This window comes from Proteus sp. TSJ240517 (assembly GCF_047921575.1).
Classification (GTDB): Bacteria; Pseudomonadota; Gammaproteobacteria; order Enterobacterales; family Enterobacteriaceae; genus Proteus.
The window spans coordinates 228119-241875 of record NZ_JBLRMH010000005.1 but is presented as its reverse complement, the minus strand read 5'-3'; the positions used below and the strand labels follow the sequence as shown (position 1 = coordinate 241875).

The window sequence follows — 13757 nt, the reverse complement described above, 5'->3', positions numbered from 1 at the left end:
ACCCTAAATGGAATACGATAGAGAAGAAATAATATTAAGATGAGCTACTATTGAGTGCTTCAACACCTAGGTTCCAACGTTCCATCGTTGAAACTAAGAATAAACCTGTCATAGCAACCAATAAAAATGGTAGTGAAGATGAAGAAATTTCTGACATCGCGCCAGCCAGCAAAGGCCCAGCTAAATTACCAATTCCCCATAACATCGCAGCTGACGCATTAGCAACCATCAGATCATTGCCTGAGAAATATTGCCCTATTTGTACCAACGCAATGGTGTATATCGCACCAGCTGTTGCACCCAACACCAGCAATAAAGGCCAAATCAAAAATGTATGGGACATAGTGATAGGTAATAATAAGCTTGCAAGTAAAGTCACTACACCACAAACTCGATATAACCGTGTTCTGTTCATATGATCAGCAAGCCAGCCAAATGGCATTTGCATAATGGCATCACCCGCTAAAATAGCGCTTATCATCATTGCGGCAATAGCTTCAGTGTGTCCCATACTTAGGCCATAAATAGGAAACATAGAAAGTACGGTGCCATCAAAAAAAGCAAAGAAAACAATACCACCACAGATTGCGGGTGCCACTTTAACAAAGCGGATAATAGAAAAATTAGGCTCTTGCGTATCTTTCGGTAATTTATCACCTGTTTTCTGATCCATCATTAAAAACAGGACAATAGAGATAATATGAATAAAGACACTAATTAAAATAGGTGTCTTATCTGCGACGCCATAAAGCGCAATAATTGAAGGCCCTAATAACTGGCTAATAGTAAATACCGTAGTATATACCGCTAAAATCCGCCCACGTTTATTATCTGGTGAAAGCTCATTAATCCACGTTTCACCTAAACAAATCATCACACCACTGGCAATCCCAGTGATTAATCGTAGAGGAAATAAAACCTCTAAAGGCAAGCTCCCCATTAAAGGTAATAAGCTTATTGCAGAAACAATGGTTGCTAATAGCATGGCAAAGCGTTTGCCTATCCATTGCACAATACGCCGAGCAAAAGGCGAAATAATTAACATCCCAATAGCGGGTGCAGCGGAAATAAGTCCAATGATAGATTCACTAATTCCCGCTAAATTAAGGCGCAGTGCAACCATAGGAATAGTTAATCCGATAACAATCCCGATAACGCCAATACTTACCGTGATAGTTGTTATCGCAAAAACTTCAGATTGGCGATAATTTTGATGTGACATGTTATTTTGTTTCTGCGAATAACAGAAACCTCTGTAATAAAAGGAAGGTGGTTAAATAAAATATTGTTTTATTATAGGGGATAAGAAATAGATAAACATGCTTAAAAAGTAACATTAATCAGAGAAAGATCTTCGTTTGACTCACCAAGATCTTTGCCTTTCACAATATTCTCACTTCACCGTCATTTATCCTGCAACGCTTAAGAAAAATAACGATAAATAAGCACAGTACCTGATGCCAATACAATGGTATAAATCACACTCATAAATCGAGCTTTCGACATACGTAATGTTAAATTTCGCCCTAACCAAACTCCCGCAAACATAGCAGGCAAGAAAATGACAGCTAACTTAAGAATATCCAATTGCCAATAAATACCCGCAAATAAGAAAATCACCACTCGCGTTAGTGTGCTAAAGCCAATCAATGTCGTTTGTGTAATGCGAAACTTGTTTTTATCTGCAATTCTGCCTGATAAATAGATTGCATATAAAAAGCCACCACTACCAAACAATGCGCTAAATACACCACCAATTAACCCAAAAGGATAAACCAAGCGTTGAGAAAATTGGCTTTCTTGTTTTTTCCAAAACAAGGCATAAATGGCATAACAAGCGGCAAAGATACCTAAAAGAAGAGAAAGCAAATCAGGTCGTGTGGTTAATAAAATCGTCGCACCGACCAGACTACCAATAATAATCAGCGGAATAAGATAGCGTATCTCTTTAAAATCAGCCTGTTTGCCATCTCTTAAAACATTCACTATGGCAGCACTTAAATCGATTAATGCCAATAAAGGCACTATCATTGAAAGAGGTAAATAAAGTGCTAATACAGGGCCTGCAATTAACGCAGAGCCAAACCCAGCCATACCGAAAATAACATAAGCAAAGAATAAGGTAAGTAGGCAAATAAAAAGATCAGACCAACTGAGTAAGTCCATCATAATAAACCTTGAATAATTATCATTTAATGAAGAATATTAGCGTAATTATTAAAAATCGAACAGTGATCGTAAGACTATTCACAAAATACAGCAGAAACAGGATCTCATTTTTCCGAATACGGTTAATTAGTGTTATTATCTAATCGGAATAACTCTTTTAAACTAACGATATTTTGAATTGGCAATGAACCCACAACCTCCTAAAAAAACGAATGAATACCTTGGTAATAAAGTCAAACAATTAAGACAGTCTCGAAACTTGTCACTTAATGAGTTATCAAGAAAATCGGGAATATCCAAGGCTGCATTGTCAAAATTAGAATCGGGTGATTCTAATCCTAGAATCGATACCTTAGAGGCTATCGCAATAGCGCTTGGCTTTCCGTTAGGGGATTTATTTAGTTTCACACGAGAAGAATATCCTCGTTTAGAACGACATAAGCCTATCGTGGGTGATTATGCCCAAGAGTTTAAATTTCGTATTGGTATCGGCAATATTACTGAAATTTGGCATATCGAAATGAAGCATGGCGCGATCATCAATAGCCCAGCTCACGCAGATGGAACTCAAGAACACATCATGGTCTATTCGGGTAAATTAATGATGCGTTTTGACAATGATGAAACGGTCTTACTCGAAACAGGTGATTTTTACGCCTTTCATGGTAATACCCCTCACTCTTATATTTGTGTTGAAGGGCATTTGCGTGCATCCGTCATTATGTCTAGCCCCAATCAACAGCATTATCATCATCGTCCTTAGCTTTTTTATTTGCGATAAAAATATGGCTTTATTCCTATTAATTAAAAATACCGTAATTAAGAATAAAGCCACTGATAAAATAAAAATGACAAATTAACTTAGATAACTTTCCATTTGTTCAAAAACACGTAAATCGTCGCTGAATCTCACTTCTTTTACGTCTTCAAGCTTTTCTACCTGACTCACCATCTGCATTAGGCGATCATCTTTTTGCACTAATAGCCAAATACGGCTTTTATCGCTATTTTTCATCGGTAAACACAAAATACCATCAACGTTAAAGGCACGGCGAGCAAATAGCCCACAAATATGGGTCATAACACCGGGATGGTTGCGAACAATCAATTCCAGCGCGATAGGTTGTGATTGTTGTGACATAAATTAAGCTCCTATCATCTCAATATTTGCCGCCCCTGGCGGTACCATTGGAAATACTTTTTCATGAATATCAATCATGACATGAATTAAACACGGACCTGGTTTTTCAATTGCTGCTTTTAATGCACTCGCAGGATCCGCTTCCTGATTTAAGTCACAGGTGTCTAAACCAAAGCCTTGTGCAATACGAATAAAATCTGTTTGATAAGGGTAAGCCGCCGCATAAATACGCTCTTCAAAAAACAGCGTTTGTTGTTGGTGAACCAATCCCAATGCCTGATTATTTATCAAAATAATTTTGATATCTAATTGGTGTTCAGCCGCCGTAGCAAACTCTTGAATATTCATCATAATGCTACCATCCCCAGAGAAGCAGAGGATTTTCTTACTTGGCTCCGCTAATGCGGCACCAATCGCTGCTGGTAAACCAAATCCCATCGTGCCTAAACCGCCAGATGTTAACCATTGTCGAGGTCGATTTAACGGATACGCTTGTGCAACCCACATCTGATGTTGCCCAACGTCTGTTGTAATAATGGCATCATCATCAACACAATTTGCGGCCGCTAATACAATGCCATAACCACTCAGAATATTTTCAGAGTTTTTCATCTCCAATGGATATTCTTGTTTCAGTGTCGTAACACGCTCTATCCATTCATTACGCTTATTGGTATTAATCAATGGTAATAACAGTGATAACACTGATTTCGCATCAGCGTGGATCGCAATATCTGGGCGCTTGATTTTACTAATTTCAGCACGATCGATATCAACATGAATAATTTTGGCATTAGGGCAAAACTTCTCTGCTTTACCAATAGCACGATCGTCAAAGCGCGCACCTAATACAATCAACAAATCCGCTTCTTCTAAAATAAAATTGGTACTACGCGTCGCATGCATACCCAACATCCCCAAATACAGAGGGTGTGAAGGTGGCATTAATCCTAATCCCATTAAGGTCATCGTTGTTGGCAGATTATTTTTCTCTGCTAATTCAATCGCTTCTTTGCATGCTTCTGAGCTAATTATTCCACCGCCTAAATATAAAACTGGATTTTTAGCTTGGTTGATCATTTGCGCCGCTTGTATCACTAAATCAGTATTAAATGCGGGAACGGGATCTTTTTGTGGAATAGGTGGTAACGCTTCTAATGTAATTGTGGCTTGCTGAATATCTTTTGGTACATCAACCCAAACTGGGCCCGGTCTCCCTGACATAGCTAAACGAAACGCATCACAAATAATTTCGGGTAAATCAGCAATATCGCGCACTAAATAATTATGTTTAGTAATGGGAATAGACATGCCATAAGTATCAACTTCTTGGAAGGCATCTGTCCCAATCATTGCAGAAGATACCTGACCAGTAATACACACCAAAGGAATAGAATCCAATTTAGCATCTGCGATTGCAGTGACTAAATTCGTCGCCCCCGGCCCACTTGAGGCAATACAAACAGCAGGTTTACCATTTGCTCTTGCAATACCTTGAGCGATAAAACCTGCGCCCTGTTCATGGCGAGTTAAGATATGGCGAATAGATTTGCTTTGGCTTAATGCGTCATACAAAGGCAACGCCGCACCACCGGGGATCCCTGCAATTGTCGTAATGCCTTGCCGTTCCAGTAAATAAACGATTAATTGTGCGCCAGTAAAGGTTCTACTTGTGGCGTTATCTTGTTGAGCACCCATTTTTCTCTGTCCTTTGTTCTAAGCCGGACTTTATGGGCGGTAGAAAAGAAAAACCCCGCCCGGTTAGTGCGCCGGCGGGGTTGCGAAACTGTGTTGATTCGGACCCGTTACGGCGCTTTGCCGACGACCACCACCACACGCACGACAACCACAGCCGCAATGTGCGCTGTTAGTCGTAGGCTTTGTAGTAGAGTAGTGATGATCATGGGTTACCTATCAATTAATTTAATGATGTGTTTACGTGTTATCTGTATTTAAAAAAAACATAACTTCTACAAATTAACAACCTTTTTTTTCGGTTTATTTTTTATCACCGCCAAAAACGAGAGCTAGATCACTTCTAGTGAAAATCAAAAAATAACCCTGATTGCAGCATAAAAATCTAGATTAATTTCACATTACAGAATAACCAAAAATTCGTTTCTCAACGTAAACACATCGACTCAATTTTATAAAAAAGCAACTTGAACCAATAATAGTGTTGCCGAGAGTACAAACATAAATATCACCATCGGCATAATAAATTTAAGCCATTTATTATAGGAGATATCTAACATTTGCAATGTCGCTAACACCAGCCCAGTAGGCGCCAAGAACAACATAATATATTGTCCCCAGTTATATGCCGATACCACCATATAACGAGGAACACCAACTGCATCCGCTAATGGCGCCATGATTGGCATCGCTAAAACCGCAAGCCCTGAAGAAGACGGAACAATAAAACCTAAACAGATAAAGACAACGAGCTGTGCCAATAAGAATAAACTTGGTGGCATTCCTGCAACCATATGAGACATAAATTCAAGAATGGTATCCGCAATTTTACCTTGTTCCATCACAAGGTTAACACCACGCGCTAAACCAATAATTAATGAAACACCGACTAATTCCGATGCCCCGTGAATAAATCCATCAATGGCTGTTTTCTCTTTTAATCCAGAGAGAAAAATTATGATGATTGCGATAGCAAGGAAAAGAGCTGCCATTTGTGGAAACCACCAGCCCATGTCCATAACACCCCAAACCATAATAGGAAAAGCAGCAACAAATAAGCAGAGGATCACTTTACGACGCCACGAAAATTCTAATATCTCATTAGGATCGTAATTACTTAAAAAGCGCTGTTTAAAACTTTCGGCATTTTCATAGTTGTAAGAGAAAGTCGGATCTTTTTTGATCTTCTTGCAATACCAATATAAATAAACCAAAACCCCCATCGTACCAATCACCAACCCAATAGTACGAAAGCCGATCCCTTCAATAAAACTGATCCCCGAAGCATTTGATGCGATAACAACTGAGAAAGGATTTACAGTTGAGAACCCAGCCCCCATTGAAGAGGCAAGGAAAATAGCACCAACACACACAATAGCGTCATAACCCAAGATTAAGAATATGGGTACTAATATGGGATAGAAGGCAACGGCTTCTTCTTCAATCCCACAGCTTGTCCCGCCTATGGATAATATAATCGTGACCCCAAACACGACTAAAAACTCTTTGCCTTTGGTTCGATTCGCTAGTGCTGTTAAACCTGCATTGAATGCACCGGTTTTATTAACAACTCCAATAAGCCCCCCCAAGACAAGAATGAAAACAATAACATCAGCTCCCTCTATCGTTCCTTTCACCATACTTTCGGTAATATCCATAATCCCTTTGGGTTGCTGTGCTACGCGTTCATAGGTTCCAGGTATCGCTATCGGTTTTTTAATTGTCCCATCTGTAAATTTATTAATCTCAATAGAGACATTTAAATCATTTAATGTTGCCTGAGTTGCAGGTAACACTTCATGAGAACCATCTATTTTCGCAACCACTAATGATGGCCCCGCTGAGTTATAACTTAATCGCTGATATTCGCCAGCTGGAATTATCCACGTTAATCCAACCACAATTACTGTAATGGCAAATAAAATAGTAAATGCGGTCGGAAACGCAAACTTTTTAAGTTTCATAAGCGTCCTCGACTTAAATAAGAGGCTACTCTGCCAGTAGAAATAATATCTATCTGGCAGAGTCTATTATTAGAATTAAATGTAGAATAATGATAAGTATGATATTAATCAGAAATAATTGTTGTACCTGTTTTTCCTTCTAAAGCAGATAATGCATTCTCTAAAGAAGTAATAATAGCTTGTACACCTTTATCACTCTCTTTTAGAAAGTTAAGGCAAGCCTCAACTTTAGGTAGCATACTTCCTTTAGCAAATTGCCCTTGGGAAATATATTTCTGCGCTTGAGAAAGCGTTAATTTATCTAAATTCATTTGATCTGGTTTATTAAAATTAATAGCAACTTTATCAACAGCCGTTAATATTAATAAAATGTCTGCTTTTAATTCTACGGCTAATTTTGAGCTAGAATTATCTTTATCAATAACAGCATCAATACCTTCTAATAAATCCCCTTTCCGAATAACAGGAATACCACCGCCACCAACAGTAATCACCACAATATTACGTTCAACCAACTGTTTAATAATCGGCGATTCTACAATTTCTAACGGCTTAGGTGATGGGATCACTCGACGATATCCACGTCCAGCATCTTCCATAAAGTGAAAACCGTGCTCTTTTTGAATAACCTCAGCTTGCTGTTGAGTATAAAAAGCACCAATCGGTTTTGTCGGTGATAAAAAAGCAGGGTCGTTTTTATCAACAACCACTTGGGTCACAATGGTGGCACAACCATGATTTTTATTCAGATTTCTCGCACATAATTCGTCATTAATAGCCTGTTGTAGATGATAACCAATATAACCTTGGCTCATGGCACCACATTCAGCAAATGGCATATAAGGCGTGCCGATGTTCTGTTGCGATGCATAATCCATAGCTAAGTTAATCATCCCAACTTGTGGGCCATTACCATGACCAATAATGACTTGGTAACCCTTCTCAACCAAATCCACAATGGGCTTTGCGGTTTTTCGGACTATCTGCTTTTGCTCTAGTGGCGTACTGCCCAATGCATTTCCCCCTAAAGCAATAAATACCTTCTTAGGCATTGTTAACTCCTTGCTTTAGCTTAAAGTCGCGAACATAACGGCTTTAATGGTATGCATACGGTTTTCAGCCTGATCGAAAACTTTTGATTGGCGTGACTCAAAAACTTCGTCTGCCACTTCCATTTCACTCAAACCAAACTTCTGATAAATATCTTCACCAATGAGCGTTAGACGATCATGGAATGAAGGTAAACAGTGTAAGAAAATCGCATGAGGATTTGCCATTTTCATCATAGATTCATTGACTTGATAAGCTTTCAGTAAGCGAATGCGCTCATCCCAAACACTATCTGGCTCTCCCATTGAAACCCAAATATCGGTATAGAGAACATCAGCCTCTTTTGCCCCTTTCTCGATATCTTCTGTTAATGTGATAGAGCCTTCGTTTTCAGCCGCGATTGCACGACACTCCTTCACAAGTTGCTCTTCTGGCATTAAAGATGCTGGGCCACATGCTGTAAAATGTAAGCCTAATTTGGCACAGACCACCATTAAAGAGTTAGCAACGTTATTACGCGCATCACCAAAGAAAGTCAGCTTAAGCCCTTTTAAATGACCAAAATTTTCTTCAACTGTTAGCATATCCGCCAACATCTGAGTTGGATGGAATTTATCGGTAAGACCATTCCATACTGGCACACCTGATTTTGCCGCAAGTTCTTCAACTAATAACTGATCAAAACCACGATATTCAATACCATCATAGAAACGCCCTAATACACGTGCAGTATCTTCAATAGACTCTTTTTTACCCATTTGTGATGAGCCTGGATCAAGATAAGTCACTCCCATTCCTAAATCGTAACCTGCCACTTCAAAAGCACAACGTGTACGTGTCGAGGTTTTTTCAAATAATAAAACGATATTTTTACCTTCCAAAGAGCGGTGAGGAATACCTGCCATTTTTAATGATTTAAAATGTTTAGAAAGATTTAATAAATATTGAATTTCAGCTGATGAAAAGTCGAGTAATTTTAAAAAACTTCTACCTTTAATATTAATAGACATAATAATCCTATCTCCTAATTATTTTGATAATAATAGAGTTAAAAAATGATTCATTATTTATGAAAAATAGATGTCTCCCCAATAACACTCGTTATTAGGAAATATGCTTTATATTTTCAGCATGTAAAAAGAGGGCTTACCCGTTAAAAACGGAGAAATGGAAACACTGACGTTGTTTATACATCATAATGTGGGCAATACGTCTAATATGAGGCGTTTTCCTATTATTATTTTCCATAATACTAGTACCTTCACTTATAGGTATTAAATGAGGGTTACAGTGAAACATATAGGAATTAACTTTAATGTGATTATCATCTCAATTATCTATTTATGATAAAAACCATATATCAGTAAAAATAAATCATCAAGAATACATTCCATTAACACACAAATAAAAAATGGATAATCGCTTCTATATTAAGAATGACCTCAATTAAATTAATAAGATAATCAAGAAATAACCAATAAAAATTTATTTTTATTTAGCTATTATTTAGCTATTTTTTTTATATCACTTTTATAATTAACATTAATGATACATTTAAATACTAAAATAATTTAGCTAGCATCATCACCGCACTACAAATAATTAAAATCAGCGTTGCATACTGAAATATTCTGTCAGGCATTCTGATCAACAGCCACTTAGACAGCGGAATAGAGATTAGCGAGCCTAAAAATAACAAAAGTGCCAAATGAATATCCGTATGCCCATCTTGCATATAGGCTAGTGCTGAAGATCCCGATAACAATGTTGTGGTAAATATAGAAGTGCCAATAGCTTGCTTAATAGAAAGGTTCGCGTAGCGTAGCAATAACGGTAACACAACCACACCACCACCCACCCCCGTAGCCCCTAAAACAACACCTGCTGCGATCGCAGGAAGTAATAGCGCTTTTATATTTAAAGGAGCTAACGCTGTATTTTCAACCACAACGGGAGGTAATGAGAAAAACATTCTCTGTACAAAGAGAAATAGAGAAAAAACAATAGCACTAACAACAAGCGCATTAATTCCCCATTCAACTTGTTGCTGATACTGCGCTAACGAACCTAAATAATTAACCAAAACACTGGCTAAAAAGGTACTTGGTAGCATTATTCCTAAGACAATCATCGCTCTTTTAAAAGGAATATTTCCAAGGCGAAAATGCATATAAGACGAAGTAACTTTCATCAACATGGATAATAAATTCGCTGTTGCAACTGCCATTAACGCATTCATACCAAAGAAATAGGTCAATACAGGTAAAACAATAACACCGCCGCCCACACCCGTCGTACTTATAATTAAACCAATAGCCGCACCCACCGCTAATGTGGTGATAAGTAACATTATTGATTTCCTTGCATAACAGCTTCTCGCCCTTTTAATAATGCTTTTTCTGCTGACTCACTCGCTAATGTCATATATTTAAAAAACAGCACATCAAAAGCCACCATTTGTAAAACTTGTGGCGTAATCACGCCTAATTGAGAGTGTTGTTCATCATAAAAATAAGGCAATGTATAATCAGATAATCGAGTTGCTTCATCTTGTCCGAAACGCGTTAATGCCACAGTTAAACAACCTTCATTTTTTGCTGATTTCAGCATCCGATTAATATCTGTCGTATTTCCTCTAGCGGTAACAGCAATGGCAATATCATCAGTAGATAAATTAGCGGAATAAGCCAATTGAGCATGAAGATCAGGACTAAATAAGGTGTTTTTATTTACACGAATTAATTTATGAAAAATATCGCTCGCCACAACGGCGGATGCGCCAATACCAAACAATACAATGCGTTTTGCTAATACCATTTTTTCAGCTAATAGATCTATGGTATTAGGATCTAACAACGCTAATGAATCTTGAATAGCACTGGTAAACAGATGCCCTGTTTTGGAAATAATTAATTCTGTCGGGTCTGTTTTCGCGAGATTGCCATAGAGAATATCGCCACTGCTTTTTTGTTGCTTTTCTTCTGAAAGGTAATCAATTTTAAATTCAGGATAACCGCGATACCCCATTTGACGAGAGAAACGAATAACAGAAGCACTACTTACACCTGCTTTAAGTGCCAGATCAGCCGCATTCATACTGGCAATATTCTCACTATTCTCTAATAAATAATGAGCAATACGTTGTTCTGTGCCTTTGCCTTGTATTAGCAAACTTTCAAGCTTTTTGGTCAGTGTCGACATTCTGTTATCCTTTTTATTTCTGACTTATTTCTCTGGATCGGTAAATCCCATTAGCATACTGGCAATAAAACCGACAATCCATGCACCTAATACTGCGATCAGGAACTTAATAATTTGCCCATCTCCCACTAATGGAATTAATGATAACCCAGCTGTACCAAATGGAATAATGATCCCAACTTGGAAATATGCCATTAATGCACCACCAGCCGCACCACCAATACATCCCGCTACAAAAGGTTTTCCTAATGGAAGGGAAACACCAAATAATAAAGGCTCACCGACACCGAAAATACCAACAGGTAATGCACCCATTAATGTTTTCTTTAAACGTTGGTTTTTAGTGCGTAAATAAACCCAAAAACAAGAGCCTACTTGCCCCATTCCACCCATGGCTAAAATAGGGAACAGGTAATTTAAACCAAAAGTATTTAAGATTTCGGTATGAATAGGAATTAGTCCTTGATGCAATCCCGTTAAGAGTAAAAATAAGAAGCTTCCCCCTAGCGCAGCACCCGTTACAACCGCACCACCACCTTGATTTAAAAGTGATAATGATACGCCTTGTGCTAATAACTGATTAAGATAATGGCCGATTGGTTGGAATATCATAATCGCCACAAGAGAAGAGACTAAAATAGTCACAAACGGCGTTAATATAAGATCTAGGCTCTCTTTAACGATACTACGAAACCATAATTCTAATTTTGAAGAGAACACGACCACCATTAATACTGCAAAGATCCCGCCACTGTTTGGCTGTAATTTCTCACCAAATAAGGTGATATCAGCAAGCCCAGGCATGGCTAATAACCCAGCCATTACGGCACCAATCGACGTTGACGCGCCCAATTCTTTAGCTGTATTTATCCCAATCATAATAGAGAGATATGCAAATACTGTACTACCAATTAATTTGAATAATTTAAATAGCTCAGGGAATTGCTCAACTAAGCCTGGTGCGACTAAACGGATAATATTAATTAACCCCATAATCAAACCGCAGCCAATTAAAGCAGGAATTGTCGGGACAAAAATAGCCGCTAATGTATTTAGCATACGACGAATGGAGAAGCCTTTTTTCACTGGTGTTGACGCAGGCTCATCTTCACTACTTGCTGAACTGTTTTGCATACGCTTATTCATGATGGAATAAACTTTTGCCGCGGTTCCCATTCCTACAATCACTTGGTGCTGTTCGCCATTAAATACAACACCTTTAACGCCTTCGACTTGTTTTAAAGCGTCGGCATCAAATAGCGAGCTATCTTTTAAAATCAGTCGAATACGAGTCATACAATGTGTTAGGGTTGCCACATTTTGAAACCCACCAGCATGTTTTTCTATTTCTATTGCTAACGTGTCGAGATGTTCTATTTTATTAGCCATATGCGTGCCTGCTAAAGTTCAGAGTGTTTACTCATATTGTTATTAGTTAAATAGGGCGAGTTGCTGTTGTAACGAACGATAAGGATATTGCTGTGTAATTTGCTCAACTTTCTCCACACTCAGGTGAAGTTCATACATTAAAATGGCTTTTCTAGGATGATAATTAACCATTTGTAACAGGGTTCTGGCTGTTTCATGTGAAATTCCACACACCTCACTGACAATACCCTCAGCACGACGTTGCAATTTCTCATTACTCGCAATCACATCCACCATAAGGTTTTTATGCACTTTTCCAAGTTTAGTCATCACGCTAGTACTTAACATACCCAAAATCATTTTTTGAGCTGTGCCACTTTTCATTCTTGTGGAACCTGTTAACACTTCTGCGCCCACATCTGGTGCAATAGATAAGTCGGCAATTTCACTCATCATACTTTTGCCACGCGTAGTAATAGATACTGTCAATGCTTTTAGCTTCTTGCCATATTGCAAAGCTGCGACAGTGAAAGGCGTACGACCGCTTGCCGCAATGCCAATAACGACATCTTTATCGCTAACATGACGACGTTGAAGCTCTTCAATTGCCGCCTCTTGACTATCTTCAATATTTTCAACCGCTTTTAGCATTGCATCATGACCGCCAGCAATAATCGCCTGTACTAATGTAGGAGATACACCAAAAGTAGGTGGACATTCCGCACTGTCTAGTACCGCTAATCGTCCACTTGTTCCTGCACCAACATAAAAAATACGTCCACCTTTTTGCAGACGTTCAGTAATTCTTTCTACTGCTTTAGCAATAGCGGGTAATTCTTTTTTAACTGCATTTGCAACAGTCATATCTGCACTATTGATAAGCGTAACCAACTCTAAAGCGCTTAATTCAGAAAACTGTGTTGTTTCTTGATTGCTTTCATTTTTAAGACATTCGCTTAATGCATCTTCTTTCATCATAACAACCTTAATGAAACTAAATTTCAATTAAAATTACATCTTATGAAATAATATTTCAATAATAATTGTCACCACTCTGTGAAATCAGTCACATTAAGTTAAACCGTTTTTCTTTGTAAGAAATCCAACAGTGACTATAAAAACACAGCAAACTATTAATTTTAAAGAAATTCCACTTACTTTCTAAATAA

Annotated in this window: 14 protein-coding genes; 1 reads left to right on the top strand and 13 read right to left on the bottom strand. The window is 38.1% G+C overall.

Going from position 1 to position 13757, the window contains the following annotated elements; all coding sequences use genetic code 11:
• Positions 1-34: 34 nt before the first annotated feature.
• Both ACNARN_RS10970 and ACNARN_RS10965 read right to left on the bottom strand, forming a co-directional pair.
• On the bottom strand, positions 35-1222 hold the full coding sequence (locus ACNARN_RS10970) for an MFS transporter (RefSeq protein WP_349443290.1): 1188 nt from the start codon (positions 1220-1222) through the stop codon (positions 35-37).
• Between the two features lie 200 nt (positions 1223-1422).
• On the bottom strand, positions 1423-2169 hold the full coding sequence (locus ACNARN_RS10965; RefSeq protein WP_160229926.1) for a sulfite exporter TauE/SafE family protein: 747 nt from the start codon (positions 2167-2169) through the stop codon (positions 1423-1425).
• Between the two features lie 184 nt (positions 2170-2353).
• Here ACNARN_RS10965 and ACNARN_RS10960 point away from each other — a divergent pair, with 184 nt between their 5' ends.
• Entirely contained in the window at positions 2354-2932 is a 579-nt protein-coding gene (locus tag ACNARN_RS10960; protein ID WP_151434082.1) for a helix-turn-helix domain-containing protein, read from the top strand.
• Positions 2933-3025: 93 nt separating this feature from the next.
• On the opposite strand, the gene ilvN is transcribed toward ACNARN_RS10960, so the two are convergent.
• The 11 genes from ilvN to murQ all read right to left on the bottom strand — a co-directional run bounded on the left by ilvN (position 3026) and on the right by murQ (position 13563).
• Positions 3026-3310, bottom strand: coding sequence for an acetolactate synthase small subunit (gene ilvN, locus ACNARN_RS10955; RefSeq protein WP_109372615.1), 285 nt, complete (start codon positions 3308-3310; stop codon positions 3026-3028).
• A 3-nt stretch (positions 3311-3313) separates the two neighbouring features.
• The gene (gene ilvB / locus ACNARN_RS10950) at positions 3314-5008 is read right to left on the bottom strand and encodes an acetolactate synthase large subunit (protein ID WP_198620187.1); all 1695 of its coding nucleotides are present in this window, start codon (positions 5006-5008) and stop codon (positions 3314-3316) included.
• A gap of 107 nt (positions 5009-5115) precedes the next feature.
• On the bottom strand, positions 5116-5214 hold the full coding sequence (gene ivbL, locus ACNARN_RS10945; protein WP_071788573.1) for an ilvB operon leader peptide IvbL: 99 nt from the start codon (positions 5212-5214) through the stop codon (positions 5116-5118).
• Between the two features lie 243 nt (positions 5215-5457).
• Entirely contained in the window at positions 5458-6969 is a 1512-nt protein-coding gene (locus tag ACNARN_RS10940; RefSeq protein ID WP_198620188.1) for a YfcC family protein, read from the bottom strand.
• 104 nt (positions 6970-7073) lie between these two features.
• Positions 7074-8021 (bottom strand): carbamate kinase, encoded by a 948-nt coding sequence (gene arcC / locus ACNARN_RS10935; RefSeq protein ID WP_196533486.1) that lies wholly within the window; start codon positions 8019-8021, stop codon positions 7074-7076.
• A 15-nt stretch (positions 8022-8036) separates the two neighbouring features.
• A complete protein-coding gene (gene argF, locus ACNARN_RS10930) occupies positions 8037-9029 on the bottom strand; it encodes an ornithine carbamoyltransferase (RefSeq protein WP_416304454.1) in 993 nt (330 codons plus the stop codon).
• Positions 9030-9165: 136 nt separating this feature from the next.
• Positions 9166-9267 (bottom strand): leader peptide SpeFL, encoded by a 102-nt coding sequence (gene speFL, locus ACNARN_RS10925; RefSeq protein WP_109372621.1) that lies wholly within the window; start codon positions 9265-9267, stop codon positions 9166-9168.
• A 313-nt stretch (positions 9268-9580) separates the two neighbouring features.
• Positions 9581-10369, bottom strand: coding sequence for a sulfite exporter TauE/SafE family protein (locus ACNARN_RS10920; RefSeq protein ID WP_109372622.1), 789 nt, complete (start codon positions 10367-10369; stop codon positions 9581-9583).
• On the bottom strand, positions 10369-11220 hold the full coding sequence (locus ACNARN_RS10915; RefSeq protein WP_198626333.1) for a MurR/RpiR family transcriptional regulator: 852 nt from the start codon (positions 11218-11220) through the stop codon (positions 10369-10371). The genes ACNARN_RS10920 and ACNARN_RS10915 overlap by 1 nt, the downstream gene beginning before the upstream one ends.
• A gap of 24 nt (positions 11221-11244) precedes the next feature.
• Entirely contained in the window at positions 11245-12609 is a 1365-nt protein-coding gene (locus ACNARN_RS10910) for a PTS transporter subunit EIIC (protein WP_109372624.1), read from the bottom strand.
• 42 nt (positions 12610-12651) lie between these two features.
• Positions 12652-13563 (bottom strand): N-acetylmuramic acid 6-phosphate etherase, encoded by a 912-nt coding sequence (murQ, locus tag ACNARN_RS10905; protein WP_198626334.1) that lies wholly within the window; start codon positions 13561-13563, stop codon positions 12652-12654.
• Positions 13564-13757 lie beyond the last annotated feature (194 nt).